The sequence below is a fragment of the Pontibacter toksunensis genome, from assembly GCF_042686245.1.
In the GTDB taxonomy this organism is placed as follows: Bacteria; Bacteroidota; Bacteroidia; order Cytophagales; family Hymenobacteraceae; genus Pontibacter; species Pontibacter toksunensis.
In genome coordinates, this window is the sequence record NZ_JBHUOX010000036.1 from 1 (window position 1) to 19,486 (window position 19,486).

23 protein-coding genes are annotated in these 19,486 nt (G+C 47.0%); 10 read left to right on the forward strand and 13 right to left on the reverse strand.

Annotated elements, in window-relative coordinates; genetic code table 11:
- Positions 1-223 precede the first annotated feature (223 nt).
- From ACFS7Z_RS25060 to ACFS7Z_RS25090, 7 genes are all read right to left on the reverse strand, one after another.
- Positions 224-1,195, reverse strand: coding sequence for a DUF6624 domain-containing protein (locus tag ACFS7Z_RS25060; protein ID WP_377491407.1), 972 nt, complete (start codon positions 1,193-1,195; stop codon positions 224-226).
- A 322-nt stretch (positions 1,196-1,517) separates the two neighbouring features.
- Positions 1,518-1,883, reverse strand: a complete 366-nt coding sequence (locus ACFS7Z_RS25065; protein WP_377491510.1) for a DUF421 domain-containing protein — start codon at positions 1,881-1,883, stop codon at positions 1,518-1,520.
- A gap of 464 nt (positions 1,884-2,347) precedes the next feature.
- On the reverse strand, positions 2,348-2,677 hold the full coding sequence (locus tag ACFS7Z_RS25070; RefSeq protein ID WP_377491410.1) for a hypothetical protein: 330 nt from the start codon (positions 2,675-2,677) through the stop codon (positions 2,348-2,350).
- Positions 2,677-3,438 (reverse strand): ParA family protein, encoded by a 762-nt coding sequence (locus ACFS7Z_RS25075; protein WP_377491413.1) that lies wholly within the window; start codon positions 3,436-3,438, stop codon positions 2,677-2,679. Before ACFS7Z_RS25075 ends, ACFS7Z_RS25070 begins: the two co-directional genes overlap by 1 nt.
- Positions 3,439-3,623: 185 nt before the next feature.
- Positions 3,624-3,923, reverse strand: coding sequence for a HigA family addiction module antitoxin (locus tag ACFS7Z_RS25080; protein WP_377491416.1), 300 nt, complete (start codon positions 3,921-3,923; stop codon positions 3,624-3,626).
- A gap of 29 nt (positions 3,924-3,952) precedes the next feature.
- Positions 3,953-4,237, reverse strand: a complete 285-nt coding sequence (locus ACFS7Z_RS25085) for a type II toxin-antitoxin system RelE/ParE family toxin (protein ID WP_377491419.1) — start codon at positions 4,235-4,237, stop codon at positions 3,953-3,955.
- 282 nt (positions 4,238-4,519) lie between these two features.
- On the reverse strand, positions 4,520-5,440 hold the full coding sequence (locus ACFS7Z_RS25090) for a replication initiation protein (protein ID WP_377491422.1): 921 nt from the start codon (positions 5,438-5,440) through the stop codon (positions 4,520-4,522).
- An 899-nt stretch (positions 5,441-6,339) separates the two neighbouring features.
- Here ACFS7Z_RS25090 and ACFS7Z_RS25095 point away from each other — a divergent pair.
- Together ACFS7Z_RS25095 and ACFS7Z_RS25100 are read left to right on the forward strand one after the other, a co-directional pair.
- Positions 6,340-6,777 carry a GNAT family N-acetyltransferase gene (locus ACFS7Z_RS25095; RefSeq protein ID WP_377491425.1) on the forward strand — a complete coding sequence of 146 codons (438 nt, stop codon included), beginning with the start codon at positions 6,340-6,342 and terminating at the stop codon, positions 6,775-6,777.
- Positions 6,778-6,999: 222 nt separating this feature from the next.
- A complete protein-coding gene (locus ACFS7Z_RS25100; RefSeq protein ID WP_377491428.1) occupies positions 7,000-7,443 on the forward strand; it encodes a GIY-YIG nuclease family protein in 444 nt (147 codons plus the stop codon).
- On the opposite strand, the gene ACFS7Z_RS25105 is transcribed toward ACFS7Z_RS25100, so the two are convergent.
- Positions 7,385-8,497: a PASTA domain-containing protein gene (locus ACFS7Z_RS25105; RefSeq protein ID WP_377491431.1), complete on the reverse strand. Its 1,113-nt coding sequence runs from the start codon at positions 8,495-8,497 to the stop codon at positions 7,385-7,387. The genes ACFS7Z_RS25100 and ACFS7Z_RS25105 overlap by 59 nt on opposite strands.
- A gap of 248 nt (positions 8,498-8,745) precedes the next feature.
- On the opposite strand from ACFS7Z_RS25105, the gene ACFS7Z_RS25110 reads away from it, so the two are divergent.
- Positions 8,746-8,994: a hypothetical protein gene (locus tag ACFS7Z_RS25110; RefSeq protein WP_377491434.1), complete on the forward strand. Its 249-nt coding sequence runs from the start codon at positions 8,746-8,748 to the stop codon at positions 8,992-8,994.
- A 47-nt stretch (positions 8,995-9,041) separates the two neighbouring features.
- Complete coding sequence (locus ACFS7Z_RS25115) at positions 9,042-9,893, forward strand: DNA/RNA non-specific endonuclease (RefSeq protein WP_377491437.1); 852 nt, start codon at positions 9,042-9,044, stop codon at positions 9,891-9,893.
- 514 nt (positions 9,894-10,407) lie between these two features.
- Here ACFS7Z_RS25115 and ACFS7Z_RS25120 read toward each other — a convergent pair.
- From ACFS7Z_RS25120 to ACFS7Z_RS25130, 3 genes are all read right to left on the reverse strand, one after another.
- Positions 10,408-10,584 carry a hypothetical protein gene (locus ACFS7Z_RS25120; RefSeq protein WP_377491440.1) on the reverse strand — a complete coding sequence of 59 codons (177 nt, stop codon included), beginning with the start codon at positions 10,582-10,584 and terminating at the stop codon, positions 10,408-10,410.
- A gap of 72 nt (positions 10,585-10,656) precedes the next feature.
- Entirely contained in the window at positions 10,657-10,839 is a 183-nt protein-coding gene (locus ACFS7Z_RS25125) for a hypothetical protein (protein WP_377491443.1), read from the reverse strand.
- Between the two features lie 19 nt (positions 10,840-10,858).
- Positions 10,859-11,434: a hypothetical protein gene (locus ACFS7Z_RS25130; RefSeq protein WP_377491446.1), complete on the reverse strand. Its 576-nt coding sequence runs from the start codon at positions 11,432-11,434 to the stop codon at positions 10,859-10,861.
- 11 nt (positions 11,435-11,445) lie between these two features.
- Between ACFS7Z_RS25130 and ACFS7Z_RS25135 the strand changes: the two genes are divergently transcribed.
- Positions 11,446-11,724, forward strand: coding sequence for a hypothetical protein (locus ACFS7Z_RS25135; RefSeq protein WP_377491449.1), 279 nt, complete (start codon positions 11,446-11,448; stop codon positions 11,722-11,724).
- Positions 11,725-11,953: 229 nt separating this feature from the next.
- On the opposite strand, the gene ACFS7Z_RS25140 is transcribed toward ACFS7Z_RS25135, so the two are convergent.
- A complete protein-coding gene (locus tag ACFS7Z_RS25140) occupies positions 11,954-12,850 on the reverse strand; it encodes a helix-turn-helix domain-containing protein (RefSeq protein WP_377491452.1) in 897 nt (298 codons plus the stop codon).
- A 72-nt stretch (positions 12,851-12,922) separates the two neighbouring features.
- Positions 12,923-13,927 carry an aldo/keto reductase gene (locus tag ACFS7Z_RS25145; protein WP_377491455.1) on the reverse strand — a complete coding sequence of 335 codons (1,005 nt, stop codon included), beginning with the start codon at positions 13,925-13,927 and terminating at the stop codon, positions 12,923-12,925.
- Positions 13,928-14,033: 106 nt separating this feature from the next.
- Here ACFS7Z_RS25145 and ACFS7Z_RS25150 point away from each other — a divergent pair, with 106 nt between their 5' ends.
- From ACFS7Z_RS25150 to ACFS7Z_RS25170, 5 genes are all read left to right on the forward strand, one after another.
- Positions 14,034-14,177, forward strand: coding sequence for a hypothetical protein (locus ACFS7Z_RS25150; RefSeq protein ID WP_377491458.1), 144 nt, complete (start codon positions 14,034-14,036; stop codon positions 14,175-14,177).
- 256 nt (positions 14,178-14,433) lie between these two features.
- Positions 14,434-14,682: a type II toxin-antitoxin system HicA family toxin gene (locus tag ACFS7Z_RS25155; protein WP_115568367.1), complete on the forward strand. Its 249-nt coding sequence runs from the start codon at positions 14,434-14,436 to the stop codon at positions 14,680-14,682.
- 45 nt (positions 14,683-14,727) lie between these two features.
- Positions 14,728-15,087 (forward strand): type II toxin-antitoxin system HicB family antitoxin, encoded by a 360-nt coding sequence (locus ACFS7Z_RS25160; protein WP_377491463.1) that lies wholly within the window; start codon positions 14,728-14,730, stop codon positions 15,085-15,087.
- A 139-nt stretch (positions 15,088-15,226) separates the two neighbouring features.
- Positions 15,227-16,042 carry a Hachiman antiphage defense system protein HamA gene (locus tag ACFS7Z_RS25165; RefSeq protein WP_377491466.1) on the forward strand — a complete coding sequence of 272 codons (816 nt, stop codon included), beginning with the start codon at positions 15,227-15,229 and terminating at the stop codon, positions 16,040-16,042.
- Positions 16,039-19,434 (forward strand): DEAD/DEAH box helicase, encoded by a 3,396-nt coding sequence (locus ACFS7Z_RS25170; protein WP_377491469.1) that lies wholly within the window; start codon positions 16,039-16,041, stop codon positions 19,432-19,434. Before ACFS7Z_RS25165 ends, ACFS7Z_RS25170 begins: the two co-directional genes overlap by 4 nt.
- Positions 19,435-19,486 lie beyond the last annotated feature (52 nt).

Genomic DNA, 19,486 nt, shown 5'->3' on the forward strand with positions numbered 1-19,486 from the left:
AAAGCATAGCGCGATGAAGGGGACTTATTCTGTTGCTCTGACTGACTTAGAGTGGCGTAACTGAGGCAAACAAGAAAGAGTTTCCTAGCCAGTTTGGGTAGGAAACTCTCTCCTCCTTTACATAACTTTCGTTATACGGCCTCAGGCGGCAGTGCTCTTACTAGTTGTTCATAAACACTGTTAAACAACCGGCAGCTTTTTTTCATGAGGCGCTGTTGCTTTGTCAGTGGGTGTCTCCTCTGCTTCCTGCCTGCTGCTTTTTGTGTGCCTCAGCATCCCAGGAAATGCCCCAGCGCTTGACGTACTCTGCCAGCGGTTGTAGCCCCACCGCAGCTCTTCTTTTGTCTACATTCTCCGGGTCTTCAAGCGGCAGCACGTAATGCTCTCCGCTTTCCGGATCCCGGCCAATCTGGCTGCCGTAAATCTGCTTTTTCCCCTGGCCCAAAGCAACCCGGTCTTCCAGCAAAGCCAGGCTTCCAGCGCTGGCGTCTCCCTTTTTCACGGCCTCCCGCATCATGGGCAGGTACTCTGCCTGCGTGGCGGGGTCAGCGTGCTGGATGACCAGGAACAGGGTGGTGTTTCCCTGCTGGCCGACCTCCTGTGCCCCAAGCCAGCCATGCTTATCCAGGATTTCCTTTACCTTGATTAGGTTCATGGAGTCTACTGCCGCCATTTTATGCCACAGGCTTTGCATTTCCTTTGATTCAAAACCGTATGCCTTGGCCACGCTGTCCACCATCAGCCTGTATTTCTGGTCCTCCCGGAAAATAGTGTCGAGTTGCTGCACCAGTGGGTTGTTGAGCCTGGTGTCTGCTTTCGTGAGCAGTTGCTGCCAGCGTTTGTCCTTCTTCAGGGGGCCAAAGGCTGGCTCCGTTGTAAAGGCCCGGTACTTTTTGAGGTCACCGATGTCGCTGTAAGTAACCACACGGTCAAGCTTCCGGAAGGCGCTGTCCAGGTTGCTTACCTGTGCCCATGCCCGGGCCGCGTTGTAAAGGTCCGGCACATACCCTTTCCAGTTGTTTACCCTGAAGGCGGCCGTGTAGGCGCGGACGGCCTCCTGGTAGGCCTTTGCCTGGTAAAGCGAGTCCGCTTTCTTGGCCAGGTCGAAGTACGCTTGGGGGGCCTGCTGCCCCAGAGAAACCTGCCTTCCAGGCAACAGGTGCATAATAAACACGACAAGCATTAACTTATACATTCCCATAGTTTATGCCTTTTACAATTAAGCTACCCAGCAGTGCATGCCTGAGTGAATGAGGAATATACATAATATAAAGGGCAACAGAAAATAGACGGTGGCAAGTACACCTGCCTGCAAAGAACCAAAGCATTTGCCCCTGTTCCGGCTTTTGGTGGCTCATAAGCTTTTTTATGTAAAGTAACAGTCTCGGTAAGGAGTAGTTGTGTGGGTTAGCACGAACCTTTACAGGTATATACTAGTTGAAAATTCCGCAGAAATCTTCAGAAGAGGCGGCAATGAGAAATCATTTATAGCCATTGTTAAGCACTGGTCCATTATCTCATAGTTTTTCTCGAACTCCTTCTAATATTATACTATCAACAGATTGCTCATCTGTATCTTTCGATTTATGTAAGACTGAAATGTCTCCCGTGGATTCAAGAACAACAGCTTGAATTTGATTTAATCGTGATACGTTTGCCTCTCGCAGTTTTGCGATCAGCTGTGATTTTTCAATTCTTGCGTGTTTTAGATTTTCTTCAAGTATCTGATTTCCCCTCATCAACAGAAGCGGTTTATTCGAAATTGTAGAACTTAAGGCTGGAAATTTTTCTGCAATGTTGAAAAAATAAAAGTCAAAAAAAGAAGACTTGCGATTGCAACTGAGCCATGAACAATAGAAGTACCTGAAGTGAGAGTAGAGGATATGATACTACCAATAGCAATTGTAAAGGCAAAATCGTAAACAGTAAACTTTGCGAATGACCTCAAACCTATAATTCTGGTTAATAAAATAATGACTGAGAACATCATTATGCTTCCAATCATGGTTTCCAAGAGCGGGTCACTTTTATCAAATATCCATTCCATAACTTGACTATCAATTGTATTGTGCGTGGCTTGTGCCTAATTATTGGCTAAACGTAATCAGGCAAAAGAATATACTATATACCACAGTCAACATAAAACACTGAAACCGGCAGAGGTCCCCCGCCACAGCAACGCACCAAAAGGAGCGGGTGCGAATCCAGCGCGTGAAGGCTGTTTCACCTATAACAGATGTTATGTTCAACAGGGTTGCCCGGAGGCGGACTAGGGGCTAGCCGGGCAATGTTCTTCTGGAGAATCTGCTGCGGGGTAAGTTGGGCCTACATTCTCATGCGGGAGTGTCTACTTCTTTTTGCGCCCCCTGGTTGCTTTCTTCAGCACTTCCGGGGGTAAGGGCTTGTCACTCCCCTCCTGCTTGTCCAGGTACTCTGTAACTGCGTTGGTGATAGTCTCCATGATTCCCTCCCGATCCCAATAGGAATGCTGCCGGATCCGCATCACGAGAGATGCTGGTAGCCTGGTGGCGAAAGGTATTAATTCCTCCTCTCCCTGCTCCTCAGGCTCCGTCTCCTGCGCTTTCGTCTTCTCCGGCCTGTCTTCATACATTTGCCGATCAAAGCTCGTCACACCGCGGCTTATGGACTTGAAATCTGGTTTTGCTTGCTTGGCCATTATAGTCTCGTCTTAATCTCTTCTACAAGTTTGGAATAGTCTGCCGCGCCGTTAGAGTCAGGGGCGTATTCGTACACTGGTTGCCGCATCATCTGCGCCTCTTCAAGCGAGGCGTTTACCCGGATGGTGGAAGTCAGCACCAAGTCCCCGAACGTCTCCCTTGCTGCTTCCACCACATCATTAGCAACCTTCTTGCGATAAGAGGTGTGATACTTGGTAAAGAAGATGCCCAGCACCTCCAGCTGCCGGTTATACCGCTTCTTCACGTTGGCCACCGACTGCATGATGTTATCAATACCGGCGAAGGAATAGTACTCCGGGGCCGAGGGAATGAGCACATGCGTTGCCGCCACCAGGGAGCAGTAGGCCAGCGTGGTCAAGGAGGGCGCGTTGTCTATCACGATGATGTCGTATAGCTTCGTCAGGTTGTCACCGTCAATCCTGTCCTTGAGCTTAAACTGATAGTCCTCCTCCGAGCCGATGAGCTTTGAGTACATGTCCAGCGCCTTGGATGAGGGGATGACGCTCAGGTTTGGCACGTAAGGCCGCACCACCTCCGACAGCGGCTTCTCCCCGTTCAGCCAGTGGCCCACGTGAGCCTCGCCATCCTGCCCTACCGTAGACATAGTTAGATTGGCCTGGGAGTCCAGGTCAATGAGCAGGACTCGCTTTCCCTCTCCGGCAAGCCTGGAGGCGATGTTGATGGCTGTTGTTGTCTTAGCGACACCGCCTTTGTTATTTAGTACTGTCAGTATTGGCATGTGCTTCTATCTTTACTTATAGAGTTAGCATAACTATATGTGCTAGGCTTGTCAGGGTTTCTAACATTTACAATGACAATAGAGAAGCTAGATATTCTATGCGTGTTATTAATGTTAGATAAGTTAGAAAAGAAAGATGCTACCCTATCAGAAGTAGCTTCTGCTTGTTATCTCATCAGGCAGCATCAGGCGGCAGGCTTCAGCAGGTGCTCAATACCAGATACGTCTACCCGCTGCTTAGCCTGCCACAGGTCATAATTAGCTTGCAGGTTAATCCAGAACTGCGGTGTGGTGCTGAAGGCGGCTGACAGCTTCCAAGCCATCTCCGCACTGATACCGGCATGACCGTTCAGGATCTGCGAGAGCACCTTCCGGCTTATATGTATCTTTTCTGCAATCTGGGTTACGGACAGGTTCGTGCTATCCGTATAGTCCCTCAAAATCTCCCCTGGATGCGGCGGGTTATGCATTATCATAGTTGACATCTTCTCCTTCGTTGTAATTGTGTCTTGGCTCAGTGATAGTCGACGTAGTTCACATCTAGCACCTCCACCGTTTCTCCTGTGAACCGGAATGTGATGCGCCAGTTTCCGCTGACCTTCACCGACCAGTGGTCCTTCAGATTTCCCTTCAGCGGATGCAGGTCCCAGCCCGGGACATTAACATCCTGCACGTTGTGAGCGGCATGCAGCGCGCCGAGTATCCTTCTGATTTTAGAGATGTGCTGCGGGTTCAGCTTTGACGCATCACCCTTTAAGAAGAAGCGTTCAAGGCCCTTGTGTTTGAAGCTCACAATCATGCCACAAGTATAACATGTTACGTTACAAGTAACAATAGGGGTGCTATAAAAAGTTTTCCTTTTCTGAATAAGAGTGCAGGGTGGCTGTTAGATGCTATAGATATGCTTTAAAATATAGATCTACTATAGATGTTATAAGTGTTAGAAACGTTAGTATATATAGAATTTATAACGCTGCAAGTATTTATATCATTGAAAGCACTAATAATATAGTTAGTCAGACTAGCGGGTATAGAAGTAATAGCTGTTGTAGACGGAATACAAGGGAGAGGATGCCTAGGCTTAACGTAGCCCTAGCACTTTGAGAAGCAGGCCACCGGGGTTCTTGTCGGCTTTGGTCCTGCCCGTTTTCAGTCCATAGCTGAACTTGAACACAGCGTCCACAAGGTCTTTGTCAGACATGACCTGCTGAATGAGCTTGCCGTCTTTAATGCCCAGGTCATCGAGTATCTGCCGGGCGTTCTGATGGCGCACCTCCTCACCTGCCATGTCAAAGGGGATAGGGAGCTGCTCGGGTAGCTGCGCTTTCATGTAGAAGCGGATGCTGTGAAAGGCCTTGCCCTGCTTGATCAGGTGGTAGCTGATATTTAAGTCGGTGTGCTCGTTAATCTGGCGCATAGCAATGTCCAGCACCCGGGCCTTGAACTGGCTGAACTTCTCGAACTGGTCGGGCTGCTTCCCGGTGGGGTCTTTCAACTTGAGCATGAGCTTGAGCTCCTCAATAGTGTAGGTTTTTGTCTCGCCAATATCCTTCCACTGGCTGGCCAGCTGATAGATGCGCTTAGCGTACTTGCTGGAGAGTTTTAGAGCAGAGTGCAGCTGATAGGAAGTGAAGTTGTCCTTCAACTCAAACAGGTACGGCCGGATGAACTTGGAGAGCACTATCTCTAGGCAGCCGTGCCCCTTGATGTACTCGACCTTCTGGAACATCCACAGCTGCTTATAGGTTTTGTCGTTCTCCACTTCGAACATGCGGGAACCCATGTCAGCCGTGGCCTCCCGGAGCTGCTGGTAGTTCCACTGGCGCCCAGTCAGCCTCTCCACGTCGGCGATGTTGATACGGTAAGATACGTCCGGTGAATCCTCCTTGCGCAGGTGCGAGAGCAGGCAGAAGAGGATATCCAGCTGACAGGAGGAGTAATCATAGCGGGCGGCCGTAATGGCGTTGTGCTGCCTGATTTCGACTGATTTAGAGGCTTCCATGGCTACATTGTTTAGCCAAAGATATAAAACCTACCCATAAAAACCACACTAAATTTTAAGCGTGGTTTTAAGCTTATAAAAAGTGGTCTTTAAGCTTATAAAAAGTGGCTTTAAGCTTATAAAAGGTGGTAGTTGGCTTATAAAAAGTGGTTCTGAACTTATAATACGTGGTTTTAAACCTCTGTAACTTACTGGTTCCCAATATACTTACAGCCCCTGCAAATAGAACAAATAAGTACAAATACACAAAGTTGTGTTGGGCGCATCCGCGCCAAGGCTTTTAGGGAACCGACAGCCCCCACAAAACAGAATTAACCTGCAGAAGAAGGCAAAAAACAACAAAAGGTAGGAAAAGGGGAAATTGGCCCGCGCAAAAACCACTTTTTATAAGCAATGCGCATTACATCATGTGCATTGGGCAATGTATATTGTTGTTCAGGATGTCAGTTTTTACACTATTCTGCGCATTTAAGACCAGCCGATTCACCTAAACGCTTCTTCATGAGGCCGATATTTCCAATTATGCGTACTGCGCCTGCTGCTTTACACACTAGGGCCAGCGAAGACAGGAAGGACTGCTCGGAGGAGAGAGGTTTTCCTTTACCTTTCGGAGGGCTTTCCCTATCCTCACGGCATCTTCATATTGGTGAAGTGAGATTAGAGTGAAAGCCAGCTAAAGGGTAAGCCCCCGCCAGCTGGCTTTTTTCATGCTCCGCGCTGCAGGTTTGGTACTGTCTCCTTTTACGGTTATCTTCAGAGGCCTGTGCAACAAGCACATGATGCGGCGGCAATGATAGCGAACGGACCACTTTCGACAAAAGGGTAACCCGGCTGCGCCAGGCCACTGGCGGTTTATGAAATGCCTGTGGCCTGCGGGGGCATCTCCCCAACCAACAGTGGTGGCAGCGAGGCAAAAACAGCAAAAGGAACATGAAATTCAAACTAAGGCCCTGGCAAACTTCAGACCTGCACAACCTGGTCCGGAACGCCAACAACTGGACGTGTCCAAAAACATGACGGACAAGTTTCCCCACCCATACACAGCGGCTGATGCAAGTGCATTCATCGACTTTGCAAACAGCCAGCAGCCCGTACACATCTTTGCCATTGACATAGGGGGAGAGGCGGTGGGCGGCATCGGCGTCCACCCGCAAACAGACATTCACTGCAAAAACGCAGAGCTGGGGTACTGGCTGGCGGAGGCGTTCTGGGGAAAGGGAATCATCAGCGCAGCCATAAGGCAAGCAGTGGACTTTGCATTTGCCACGTATGACATTGACAGGGTGTTTGCGCGGCCGTTTGGAACCAACCTTGCTTCCCAAAGAGCCTTAGAATAGAACGGCTTCGTTTTAGAGGGAAGGTTTGCCAAAGCCCTTTACAAGAACGGAGAGTACCTGGATGAGTTGATTTACGCCAGGAGGCGGGAGGATTGGGGGAAGCAGACACTGAGCCGCTGACACCATCGCAACAGCGCCTTGTTGAACATCCAACTAATTATTATCCATTGCTTGTGATGATGACTCACGGGTTAATGATTTACTACTAATTGACAGAAAGAAATGGTGCAGTTAAGCAGGTTCCGGCGCTACAGTAGGAGGGAGGTCCTAGCCAATTACAAACGTCTCCGGTATATTAGAGACAACAACTCTTACTTCCTCTACCTCATCTTTGAGGCCGATACCTGTGTCTACGTAGGAGAAACAAGCAACATCTTCTGGCGCATCATCAAGCACAAGGACAAATGCTCCGATGAAGCAGTCATTTACTTCCAGGAGTACTCTGACAAGGAAGAGGTGCTGCGCCTGGAGAAGCACTACATCCGCATGCTCAAACCAAAGTTCAACAGCAGGTATTGCCAGCCTCACCAGCTGGAGCTGTTCCGACTGGCAGTACCTGTTGTTGAACTTCCTTTGCCCTTCCCGTATATCCTTTATACTTCGCGCTTCATTGGACATGAAGCTCTACCTGACTGCCCCCCGAGTCACCGACGGCCCTCCAATTAAATCGTTGGCAGCTGATGTTTTCAGGTCCTCCGCCGTTGCAGTTGATGAGGCCCCTGTCAACCGCAACCAGCCAATTCATCCGGCCAGAGGCGAAAGGTATTACGTAATAGCCGCCATAGTAGAGAGTCCCTTTACTGCTCCAGACGCCAACAGCTGAGTCAAGATGGTATATCTCAACTGGGCGACTTTGTTGGTGCCTGTTTACGAGCACAACCGACTTGACCCCCTGCGGTTGCTGCGCGAGCTTGAGACCGTAGCTGACACGCGTGCCTTCGATCACTTCTTTTCCGGCTTCAATATCCTGCTCTGCTACGACCAGGCGGTCGCTCCGGTACTCATAGGTAAAGTTCCGGACGTACCCTTGCCGAAGCCTTGCCGCCTCCAAGACTTCATTAACCTTGCTGCTCAGCAGCCCCACGATGTTAGGGACAACAGTCATTTGTTTTGGGGGATCCGGTGGGCGAAGGGAATCCTCCCAGAGCCCCAGCTCACGCCCCCTTATGTCAGCCCACGCTGCTTTTCCTGGAGGGAACACCACAACACCGCACACATACTCCCCGCCGTAGTTGGCGTAGTGCCCGTTGGGCATGGCAGCGGCGTAGCCGCGTCGCGCCGCGTAGTCAGAGGCGCCGGTAAACCACCTGTTCATCGGAAACCTGGTGGGGTCGCCGGTCCCCAGCCCAAGCTCTGCCGCGGGGACATCCCGCCACTCGCACGCGCCGGGAAGAATGAGGAAGGTCCCGTAGACAACGCCCTGGCCATAATTTGCCTCGTGGAAGTTGGGGAAGCCGTGCTGGTAGCCATGCCGGACCGCGTAGTCATACGCCCCTGTGAAACGCGTCCTCATGTCTGTGGCCCCGTACTCTGTCGCCGGTACGTCCCGCCAGTGCACTATCGACGGCTTGAGTAAGAAGTGGCCGTAGACGGTGCGCAAGGGATTGTGGTATGTCTCGCTGTGAAAATTTGGCCATCCCGCAGCGTAAACCCCGCTGCTCCTGACGCACCAGTCGTTGACGGCCCGAAAGCGCCTGCCGATTTCAAAATCGCTTGCCATATGCTTCTCCTCTTAACAATGATATGCTTATTAGTATAGTATTATATTATACGACAATAGTGCTAAAAAGTATCGCATTTAACAGTATGAAGCAAGTGTGCACAGCAAGAGCGCTAGCGTCTATAGGAGGAGTAAAGGCCGTCTTAACTGAAGGTGCTCTTTTATGGTGGGTGGCTTTACATGAGCTGCATTGCGCCAAGACTGTTTGGCTCAGGTTCCGTAGATTTAGGAACACAAGGGTGACTGCCATGGACTTCTACGCCTTCAACTGCTTGCCCCGTGACACCCGGGCCGACCTGGTGTGGCAGCGCGGGTGTTTCCTGGCCATCCGGCTGGAGATGGGCTGTAGCGTGGTGCTTTACCATATGGAAAGCTTCTTTGCCGAGGTGTGGTACTCGCCGGAGGACAACCAGATCGCCCTGGTACACGGCTTCGAAAAAGGTAAGCTGCTGGAGCCTTACCTAGACACCATTGACCTGGAGGGGCTGCTCGAATAAAGTCCTTTCATTTTGATTCTTGCTACACTATGCTTAACGCACCGCTTATGATCCGACACGGCTACCGCTATCTCCTGTTTCTCCTTCTTGCTTTATCTGGTTGTCAGGACGCGGAGGTAGCGCCGCAGCAGACGCTGACCCTGGAGGAAGAGCAGCTACTGCTGGGCAACCCCAGCGGGGCCACAGCGGACGAGGGCAATCCTAATGACTACCTGATGCTAAAACCCCAGTACGCGCTCTCCTACAGCCGCGAGCGGGGCACGCCCAACTGGGTGAGCTGGCACGTGGACCAAGACTGGCTGGGGGCTGCGGCCAGGCAGGACAACTTCCGCTCCGACCCCCTGCTTCCCGAGGGCTGGTACCGCGTGACGGCCTCCAGCTACACAGGCAGCGGCTTTGACCGCGGCCACAACACCCCCTCCGCCGACCGCACCAAATCAGAGGAGGATAACTCAGCCACCTTCCTGATGACCAACATCATTCCCCAGGCCCCGAAGAACAACCAGGAGACGTGGGGTAACCTGGAGGACTACACGCGCGAGCTGGTGCGGGATAGGATGGAAGTGTACGTGGTAATGGGTAGCTATGGGGAGGGCGGCACCGGCAGCAATGGCCTTGCCCGGACCATTGACCAGGGAAGGGTGAGGGTGCCTAGACGCATCTGGAAGGTGCTGGTGGTGCTGGAGGAAGGGGAGGGGGACCTGAACAGGATCGGCGCCGATACGCGTGTGATCGCCGTAGACACCCCCAACAGCAACACCGTGCGCTCCGACTGGGGTAGCTACCGCACCACGGTGGATGCCATCGAGCAGGCCACAGGCTATGACCTGCTGTCGGCGGTGCCTATACAGGTACAACAGGCGCTGGAGAGCCGGGTGGACACGGGGCCGACAGAGTAAGGGGAAGCTCTTGCCTTGCGCAACGCCTGTTCCCTCAGCAGTACCTGAAGCTGCAGAAATTCTCCCTAGGGGGAAACAGGCTGGAGTTTCCTACCTGTTTCCCCCCCGATATCCGGCCGTTAAAGGCATAACAGCAAAATAATCAGACGATTAGGTCGCAGGGGTGGAAATGGGGAAAAGGGGAAACTTCAGATGACACTATACAGGTAGATCTGTATTATATGTTTTTTATCTATTTATTAGTTACGTCTGCCAATAAATATTGAAAACACCGCCAGAGCCCCATATATGTGCTTTTAATTTCCCCTTTTCCCCACTGTTTCCACTCCTGCAAAACCACTGTGATGCAACCCTCTCATCTATAGTAATATGATGTTTAATTATCTTATTTATATTATATTATACGCTCCTGTTTTTGGGGGAAACAGGTGGGGAAACAGGGGGGAAACTCCAGCCTGTTTCCCCACCTACCCTCTACAAGGAAGCTTCCATTGAACCTAAGGCTGCTGGCTACTTATGCGTAAGCATGAGATGCTTTAACAGAGACGGAGTGGTACTTGAAGGCGGGCCAGCACCCTGTTACCTTACCTGTTTCCGGGTGCACTGTCTCTACAACATGCCACTCTACCCCTACCAGGCTCCCCCTGCACTCCAGTGGGCCGTGGCAGGTGGCGCCATGGTGTTTGCCCATAAACCTGCTGATGGCCTGTACAGCCTTTTTGATTGGGTCGGTGCGGCTCTGATTTGCAGGGGTGGCATCATGTTACGCGGTAGCGGGCTCGTGCTTTGGCTCCACAAAATCGAACTCCGTCTGCTGTGCCCTCTGGCAGAGGTCTATCAGTAGTTTGTTTGGCAGGAATCTCAATGTCGGCAGAATCGGTATGGCATGACCTACAGGGGCATGCTGCAGCACGTTCTCCAGATAGCCCACGCAGGCTTTGAGCACATCAGACAGCAGCAGCTCATCATACTCCAGATCCTGCTGCTGCGCCAGATACCGGCCCCTTTTCTGCAGGTCCTTCAGCTCTGGCAGCAGTGAACCTAAAATGTTGTGTATCCAGTGGCTCCTTTCCTGTTGTATGTCGCGCTGAAAATCTTTCAAAAAACCTGTTGTAGTCTGTTTGAAAGCTAGAGAAAGCATAAGAAGACCTTATTTTCGCTGTTTTTTGCTGTGTTTGTTGCCCTAAAACACCTTCTTGTGGGGCATTTTTCACTGTGTCTGGGTGTGTCTGAGGCCCTGTCTGGTGGTGATTTTGCAGTGTCTGACTCTCGTTTTGCGTTGTCCGGCCGTTGTCCGGGTGTACACCCGCGCCTGTCTGGTCTGTCCGGCCTGCTGTGTTGCCGGTTGTCCGGGGCTCCTCTTCTTTTGTCTGAGGAAGTGTCTGAAGGCGTTCTGACTCGAGTTCTTTCAAGGCTGTTTCAACGGCGTACTTGGTGACTCCCAGCTCCTGGGCGATCTTGCGGATAGGCATTTGTTTCTGGCGCAGCTGCTGCACCTGTTCCTTCACGGAGGGTGTTGTTGGGGTGGATGGGTCTTCCATGGGTATTGAAAATGGTTCTGATTTTTGATAATGACGGTCCTGAAGAAAACAGAATGTTGTTTTGGAGCAACACTTCCTGCACTCCTACACGCATCGTTCACGTGTTGGGAGTGCAGGAAGTGTTGCCTGGAACAAACATTTTTAGTTTACTTGGGTTTGCCTGCCAGTTAATCAACCCAGCCACAGCTGCGCTTTCCTACCTTTTGCAAAAGTTGGCGCAGTTTAGGGGCTTTTATAATTATCCTTATGGCAAAAGCTCTTGTAGCTGGGTTAAATTTCTTTCAATGTAAGGCTCTTTTCTGATGTTTTAATGTAGTCATGCTCCCCCAGAAACATCTTGTATGCAAGTTGCTTGTCCTGGCCTTTCTCTGTGATTGCTGAAACCGACTGAAGAAGCTGATAAGTAATGACATGTTAACTTGAAGCCAGATTTGAGTTGCATTTTGCTGCTAGAGCTTACAGGCTTTTATATGCCTATTTTTATTATGCGCTCTTGATGGCCATGATAACCTGAAGCTGTCAGTTAAATGACTGTCGAAACTCTAGAGGTGACATTTCAGTTTTCTTTTTAAATAAGGTACTGAATGACTGCGCATATTCAAAGCCCAAAGCATAAGCAATTTCGCTCACTGACAAATTGGTAGTGGAGAGTTTTTCTTTAGCTTTTTCAATCAACTTCTCGTGGATATGTTGTTGTGTGTTTTGTCCGGTATGCACGCGCAAGAGATCGCTTAGATAGTTGGGCGACAGATTCATGCGTTCCGCAATATGTTGCACCGTCAAAAGTCCCTGTTGCGTTGTAGCATCGGTATCAAAATACTCGTCAACAAGATGTTCAAATTTCGCAAGCAGTTGATGGTTGTGGTTTTTGCGGGTGATGAACTGTCGCTCGTAAAAGCGGTTGGAGTAGTTAAGCAGCAACTTGATTTGCGACAGAATAATTTCTTGCGTGTGTTTATCGATATGCAGGCATTCTTTGTCGATCTTGTTCAGTATAGTTATAAGATCGGCTTCTTCTTCAGCGGAAAGATGCAGTGCCTCGTTGACCGCGTAAGAGAAGAAACCATAACTGTTAATGGTGCTTGCCAATGAATGAGCAAGCAAAAAATCCGGATGGAAGATGAGCAGATAGCCCGATCCGCATTCCATATGCTGCAGGTCCAGATACTGCACCTGATTGGGTGCCGTAAAACTTAAAACACCCTTATCGTAATCATAGTGTTGCTGACCATATCTTATTTTACCCTTTGCTTCTCTTTTTAAAGCAACACAATAAAACCGGTTAACAAAACCTTTCCAGATATCGTCCTCCAGGAAAATGCTATCAGCGAGGTTAATAACACTTACCAGCGGATGGCGGGGTTCGGGCAAAGACAATAACCGGTGAAATTCTGAAACAGAGTTAATGGCGTTCATAACACTACTTTAAGTATTGCGACTGGTAGCATAACGCTTGCATCATCAAAAGATGCAGCCGCAGAAAGTTAATTAATCAATAAGGCCCATGCTGAACTCATCGTATGGTTTACCAGTATCAGTACCTAACGGCACAATACTTTCCAAATTCGCCAGGTCTGCTCCGCTTAATGGAATAGCAGTAGCCGCTATATTTTGCTCCAAATATTTTCTCCTTTTGGTGCCCGGTATAGGTAAGATGTCCTTGCTCATGATCCAGGCCAATGCCAACTGAGAAGGAGTAACGTTTTTTTCTCCTGCTAAGGCCTCAATAGCTTTAACTAATTCTAAATTTTTAGCGAAGTGGGCTTCCTGAAAGCGAGGGATTGCGCGGCGGAAGTCATTCTCCGGTAAATCATATATGCTACGAATTTGTCCGGATAAAAAGCCACGACCCAGCGGTGAGTAGGCCACGAAGCCTATCCCAAGTTTATTTAACGTTTGCAGTACACCCCGTTCTTCTACTGTTCGCTCAAACAACGAATATTCACTTTGTACTGCCGTAATCGGGTGAACCGCATGCGCTCTTTTTACCGTTTCTGAAGAAACTTCTGATAAGCCAATATAACCCACTTTTCCTTCTTTCACCAGCTCGCTCATTGCTTCAACCGTTTCTTCGATGGGCGTGTTTTTATCGAGCCGGTGCAGGTAATACAAGTCGATATAATCGGTGTTAAGATTTTTCAGAGAACGCTCCAACGATTTTTTTACATATTTTCTTTTGCCATTGATGGCCCAAGTTACCCTGTTATTATCGTCTATTTCCCAACCAAATTTGGTAGCTATAATGTAACTGCTGCGATTGCCTTTGATAGCTTTCGCGATAAGCTGCTCATTCTTTAATGGACCATACAAATCTGCCGTATCTAAAAAGTTACCGCCTAACTCAAGGGATCGGTGGATGGTGGCGATGGCTTCTTGCTCGTCTGCTTCCCCATACATGTTTGCTTCTTCAAAGCCAGTCATACCCATACACCCCAGACCGATAGTTGGTACAACCAAACCCTGGCTTCCTAATGTCATTTTCTTTATTTTCATAATGCTGATTTTAATAAGTCAAAGTTCGCAAAGGCTATACTACTAGCTGTATGCAAAGCCCTGAACATTGTATGCAAATCAAGGGTTATGTTAAATGCGGGGACAAATGAGCTCTAAAAACGCTAAAGGTGAGCAGCAAAGGTCAAATGTGGGCTGGTTTGTGGCAAGCCTCGTGCACGGCCGCGAACAGCTTTTCAGTGCTGTTGTGATAGCCCAACTCGATTATAAAAAAAACATCTTCGGTTTTTAGTAGGAAGCTGCTAACCACTTCCAGTAAAGCTATTCATTTGGAATGTAACTGTTGTATAAGTATGATTATGTAAAATAGGAGCTCTACTCTACGATTTTACATAATCGAATTTTGTCTCCCACAGGGCATATTCTTACATATGATGTAGTTTATTGTCAGACAAGTTCGATGAGTTTTATAAATGAATAAAGAATTGAAATATTTTTTATATTTTGCAACCATATTTTAGTTGCAATTGTAATTGATATAGCTATTAATGTCAAAGAAAGACAAACTGATAGAAAGATTCTGCAGCTGTCCCACAGATTTTACCTGGTCAGAGCTGGTGAGTATGTTAAACGGACTGGGGTATCAGGAGCATACGGGAGGCAAGACAGGGGGAAGTAGAAGGGCGTTTGTGCACGTAACTACAAAACATGTGATCAACCTGCATAAGCCTCACCCGGGGAATATTCTAAAGCGTTACCAGCTGAAGATCGTAATGGATTCGTTGGGGATTTGCTGAGAAGTTGAGTAGAACAAATAGAAAGAAAATTTTAAGATCGTAGAAATGAGCAGCACTATCAAGTATAAGGACTATATCGGCAGTGTCGAGTATAGCGCCGAGGACAAAGTGTTTTTCGGTAAGATTGAATTCATCAATGATGTAGTTACTTTTGAGGGAACAACAGTAGAGGAGTTGGAACAGGCGTTTCAAGATTCAGTGGATGATTATCTGGAGATGTGCCGAGAGATAGGGAAGGAGCCGGATAAAGCCTTTAAAGGAACATTTAACATCCGTATGCAGCCTGAGCTGCACAAGGAGGCGGCTCGCTTGTCTATTGTACAAGGCAAAAATTTGAATCAGCTGGTAGTGGAGGCAGTTAGCCAATATGTACACCATGCCTACCAACACAAGCAGCATGCTTAGAAGGACTTTCAAAAGAAAAGGCCCCTATATGGGGCCTTTTCTTTTGAAATGATTTTGCATAGCTGTGTTTATTTTATCCAACTACTCAATGAATACTAGATGAACATTATAGTAAATTAGAAATCACAGTAAAGCCACAATGACACAGACAGATTTCATCGGATCCCACCCAGCAGCTCCTGACTTTTTTTCTGATTGGCTCACACATGAGGATCTCCCAGTCACTTCAACAATAAGGCACAGGAAGCTTTTAGAGCATCCCCTTAAAAGAGAATCTGCAGTTGAAATCATCAAAAACTACATCACTGCTCACCACATAGATGAAAAGAAAATACAAAGCTTTGAGAGGAAGAAGGCCATATTAGATAAAAGGGGCTATGGGGAATTTATAGATAAGAACAGCCCCTTCCCGAAATCAGAAATTACTCAAAGAGGCAACTGCGCGGAAATCATATTAGCAGAATACATAAAATCAACATCGCTTTTGGAATTACTAGTGTACCGTCTTCGCTATAACACTAACATTGAACAATCCATGAAAGGCGATGACGTACTCTTGCTCGATAGCACGGATTTAAGAAGAAAAGTAATTGTAGGTGAAGCAAAATTTCGCTCTACCCCCGACAAAAAAGTTGTGAAAGACATCACAGAGGGCTTTGGCTCTAAAAAGCTACCTCTATCTCTGCCTTTCCTGGCACAAGTGATGCGTGATAAAGGCCATGATGAACTGGCGGATAGGTTAGAAGACTTGAATGCAGAAATGCATTGCCTAGAAGTTCCTATAGTAAATGTGGGGTTGTTGCTGAGCAATGAAAAAGCAAGTCACTTTATTGACTTGCACGGAGATTGTGACAATGAAAGTCTTGTTTTACTCTCCTTGAGTCTTGAAGATCCCTGTGGCTTAGTGAGCGAAGCATTTAATAAGGCTTTAGGGGAGCTAGCCAGCAGCATATGAGCACAGAGAAAGCAACACAAGTATACCAGAGAATAGAACAGGATGAACTTGCCCAAAGCCTCATTGCAGAGTCAAATGCCAGGCACATCCTGTATAATGTAAACGAGCCTAATGAAAACTTTCCTCCATTCACACCAGGCCTGGATGACCGGCTAAGCACAATCGCTTTCTCATATATCTCAATCGGATGCCAGTTTGCAGAGAATAGAGAGTATCATCTTGCCCTTGAGCCGTTGGAGAAGGGGGCAAATATTTTAAGAAATATACATGCACCCTTAGCAAACAGGAAGGACTACAGCCTGTACTTTGTGCTTACATCCTCTCTTGCCTACTATGCCTGTGGACAGTACTCCAAGTCTTTTATCCTGCTGAAGACCGCTGCGTTTGAGTCTGACACTGCGAGTCTGATCTCCCTATTCTTAAAAAAGGACTTTACAAAACTGGTTGAACTGGTAAACAGAGTTTTGCTTACAGACTATATATATGAAGCGTCTAATCCAGAACTTGGTCTGGAGAGTGAGATTGATAAAAGAATATACACATCGCTGTTGGCGAAATCCTTCAACATGCTGATAGAGTATATTTTTACAGGCAACGAGGAATGGCTTGTGGAGTCTATTGAAATTCTTGATGATCTGGAGGAGTTGCTAAGGATAGACAATGAGCCCTCCATGTGGTGGGCCGTGAGGCTCCTAAGGATTATTTTTAGAGACTTCAAAGATAGCTCTTTATGGACACTGCTTCCTCCATATTTTGACAACAACAGCTTTAGGGTCAACGATTTTATAGTTAGCTTGGCCTTTAGGAAATCACCTGTGTTTGAGTTGTTTTATTCACAGAAAATATCCTTACCCAAACTTTTAAACCAAGAAAATAGGGGAGTCATAATTAGTCTACCCACGAGTAGCGGTAAAACAAGGATTGCTGAGTTGGGGATATTCAGTTGCCTAAACAACAATCCTGGTGCTAAGGTAATTTACATTGCTCCCTATAAATCCTTGGCTTATGAGATTGAAGAAACCTTTGACCTCACATTTAGCACATTAGATTATAAAGTAACGCACTTGTACGGTGGTGCTCAATACAGCAGAATCGATATCTCTCTCATTGAAGAGTCTGACATTATAATTGGCACACCGGAAAAGGTAAAGGCCATACTAAGGGCAAACCCAGAGATAGTCGAAGGCGTCAAACTGGTGGTAATAGATGAGGGACACCTGCTCGGTGCCCAAGAGAGGTTTATTCGTAACGAGCTGCTCATAGAGGAGTTTAAAAGTCACATGAATGCGAATGGTGGCAGGATCCTGTTGCTTTCAGCGGTTCTTCCCAATAGCTTCGAGATTTCAAAGTGGCTGACAGGTGAAAGTGCCAACGCAGTCACTTCTAAATGGCGCCCTTCAGAAGAGCGTTTTGGAGTAATAGAATGGACCGGAGATGAGGTAAACATTAACTGGCGTGGAGCACATGAGTCATCTAATCAAAGCTTCATAACTAAGGAAGCTTTTCAGAAAGGGAAAAAGACTCATTATTACCCAAGTAATAAAAAAGACGCTATTGCCGCAGTTGCGGTAAAACTTTCCACTTTCGGCTCTGTACTTCTTTTCGTCAGTCTTAAAGCATCTGTTTTCACTTACGCTAAATCTGTTTTCAAAGCAATGGGGCACAATGCGGCACCATTCAAGTGGAAAACTGACGCTGACTGGGAAGCATTTAGCATGGCATGCGATGAAGCTTATGGTAAAGATTCTGAGATATTAAAGCATGCCACCTACGGGATTTTATGTCATAATGGAGACCTCCCTTCCGAAGTTAGAATAATAATGGAAAGGTTGATGAGAACGAATTGCCCTCCAATTATTGTTGCCACGAGCACTCTTGGGCAGGGGGTAAACATTGGCGTATCAACTGTCATCTTTACAACTCATTGGGTTAATGGATCGCCAATGGATCATAGAGACTTTTGGAATATAGCTGGGCGGGCCGGGAGAGCCTATGTAGACCATGAGGGTAAAATTTTAGTCTGTCTTGATAGGACAGATAAAGAATGGAGAAATGCTAGGGATTTAAAGCATTTTGAGAGTTATTTTGACAAGTACAAAAACGAAGACACTAAGAGTGGCCTTTTTATCATACTACGGAATATCAAGAGTATTGCAACAGAATGTAATATTCCATTTGATCTTCTACTTCAGTTGATTGCGGACAATGACTTCACGCAATTCAAGGATCCAAATGGTAGAGATTACTCTGAGTCCATAGACTATGCCTTTGACTTGATGGATGACAGCCTTCTTGCTTTAAATCTCCATTTTAAGAGCTACGAACTGAGTGATCCATCTGATTGGATAGACGATTTCTTTAGAGAGTCACTGGCTACGATTCAAGCCGAGAAGTCAAAGGCTATAAGCATTGAAGAGTTGATTGCTTTTCTAAAGCACCGAAATCAAGGTATTTTGAGAATGGTGGGTTCTCATACTAGATGGAAGGGTTTGGTAAATACTGGTCTCCCTTTGAAGTCATCCCTTCTACTGGATGAGCTACTGCCAGAGCTAATAAGAGTTGCAGAAGAATTACACGTTAGTAGTGGAAATTTTAACGATAGGGTCACATTTCTAGAATCAATAGAGAAAGCTTTAGTTAACTTACCTGTAGTTCGAAGCAAAATTTCAAAATATGGACAAATAGAAATAGATAACGTAAGAGCGCCCTGGCTACAAGGATTGTCTATTAAGGAAATAAAGGTTTTTGAAAAAGGACAAGAAATATGCAATGATTATTATGGCTACACTCTGCCTTGGGTAATAAATGCTATTTCAAGAAAATTAAAGTTCGCTGAGCAGGAAGCCATCGCAAAATACTTTGAAGAGATTGCTTTACTCATAGAAACAGGTCTGCCAAATATGCTGGCCTTAAAAATTTATCTTGCAGGTATAAAATCAAGAAGTTCATCAATTGAGCTAAGCGAAACTATAGACAATCAGCTAGTAGATTTGAGTGTAAGGGATATTTACATTCACCTGGTCTCAAATGCAGAACAAATTTCAGAGTTATGCTCTCCTACTAGTCGAAGTTGGATAGAACTATTAAAAAACACCTCATCTTCAAAGTTCAAAAAGCCCATTTCTTTCAAAGAATTCAAAATTAAGGATCAGGATATTAAAAGTAAGATTCTCCTGCCCAAAGCCTATAATGAAGTATTATACCTGGTAAGTCCAGACTATGGAGAAGTTATTGAAGTCAAATCTTCAAAAGAACTACCGTTTAGGGATGTAGCGAACAACTTAGGAATCCAATTCAGGCGCATTATAAAGGGTGGAATGACATCTTATAGATTGCACATTAGAAATCCTCACCTATCTTGGAACAGTGGCTCGAAAACTTTCAATCTGTAAAATGTACGTTACCTAATTTTGGAAAACGGTCTAAACACGCCTTTTCTCATTA

Excerpts from the sequence above, each read along its gene's own strand:
- ACFS7Z_RS25145 (WP_377491455.1), bottom strand. The coding sequence starts at position 13,927 with ATGAAAATAAAGAAAATGACATTAGGAAGCCAGGGTTTGGTTGTACCA.
- ACFS7Z_RS25110 (WP_377491434.1), top strand. The coding sequence starts at position 8,746 with ATGGACTTCTACGCCTTCAACTGCTTGCCCCGTGACACCCGGGCCGAC.
- ACFS7Z_RS25170 (WP_377491469.1), top strand. The coding sequence starts at position 16,039 with ATGAGCACAGAGAAAGCAACACAAGTATACCAGAGAATAGAACAGGAT.
- ACFS7Z_RS25135 (WP_377491449.1), top strand. The coding sequence starts at position 11,446 with ATGGTTCTGATTTTTGATAATGACGGTCCTGAAGAAAACAGAATGTTG.
- ACFS7Z_RS25085 (WP_377491419.1), bottom strand. The coding sequence starts at position 4,237 with ATGATTGTGAGCTTCAAACACAAGGGCCTTGAACGCTTCTTCTTAAAG.
- ACFS7Z_RS25115 (WP_377491437.1), top strand. The coding sequence starts at position 9,042 with ATGATCCGACACGGCTACCGCTATCTCCTGTTTCTCCTTCTTGCTTTA.
- ACFS7Z_RS25150 (WP_377491458.1), top strand. The coding sequence starts at position 14,034 with ATGAGCTCTAAAAACGCTAAAGGTGAGCAGCAAAGGTCAAATGTGGGC.
- ACFS7Z_RS25090 (WP_377491422.1), bottom strand. The coding sequence starts at position 5,440 with ATGGAAGCCTCTAAATCAGTCGAAATCAGGCAGCACAACGCCATTACG.
- ACFS7Z_RS25120 (WP_377491440.1), bottom strand. The coding sequence starts at position 10,584 with ATGGGCAAACACCATGGCGCCACCTGCCACGGCCCACTGGAGTGCAGG.
- ACFS7Z_RS25155 (WP_115568367.1), top strand. The coding sequence starts at position 14,434 with ATGTCAAAGAAAGACAAACTGATAGAAAGATTCTGCAGCTGTCCCACA.
- ACFS7Z_RS25070 (WP_377491410.1), bottom strand. The coding sequence starts at position 2,677 with ATGGCCAAGCAAGCAAAACCAGATTTCAAGTCCATAAGCCGCGGTGTG.
- ACFS7Z_RS25105 (WP_377491431.1), bottom strand. The coding sequence starts at position 8,497 with ATGGCAAGCGATTTTGAAATCGGCAGGCGCTTTCGGGCCGTCAACGAC.
- ACFS7Z_RS25160 (WP_377491463.1), top strand. The coding sequence starts at position 14,728 with ATGAGCAGCACTATCAAGTATAAGGACTATATCGGCAGTGTCGAGTAT.
- ACFS7Z_RS25075 (WP_377491413.1), bottom strand. The coding sequence starts at position 3,438 with ATGCCAATACTGACAGTACTAAATAACAAAGGCGGTGTCGCTAAGACA.
- ACFS7Z_RS25140 (WP_377491452.1), bottom strand. The coding sequence starts at position 12,850 with ATGAACGCCATTAACTCTGTTTCAGAATTTCACCGGTTATTGTCTTTG.
- ACFS7Z_RS25060 (WP_377491407.1), bottom strand. The coding sequence starts at position 1,195 with ATGTATAAGTTAATGCTTGTCGTGTTTATTATGCACCTGTTGCCTGGA.
- ACFS7Z_RS25080 (WP_377491416.1), bottom strand. The coding sequence starts at position 3,923 with ATGTCAACTATGATAATGCATAACCCGCCGCATCCAGGGGAGATTTTG.
- ACFS7Z_RS25165 (WP_377491466.1), top strand. The coding sequence starts at position 15,227 with ATGACACAGACAGATTTCATCGGATCCCACCCAGCAGCTCCTGACTTT.
- ACFS7Z_RS25100 (WP_377491428.1), top strand. The coding sequence starts at position 7,000 with ATGGTGCAGTTAAGCAGGTTCCGGCGCTACAGTAGGAGGGAGGTCCTA.
- ACFS7Z_RS25130 (WP_377491446.1), bottom strand. The coding sequence starts at position 11,434 with ATGGAAGACCCATCCACCCCAACAACACCCTCCGTGAAGGAACAGGTG.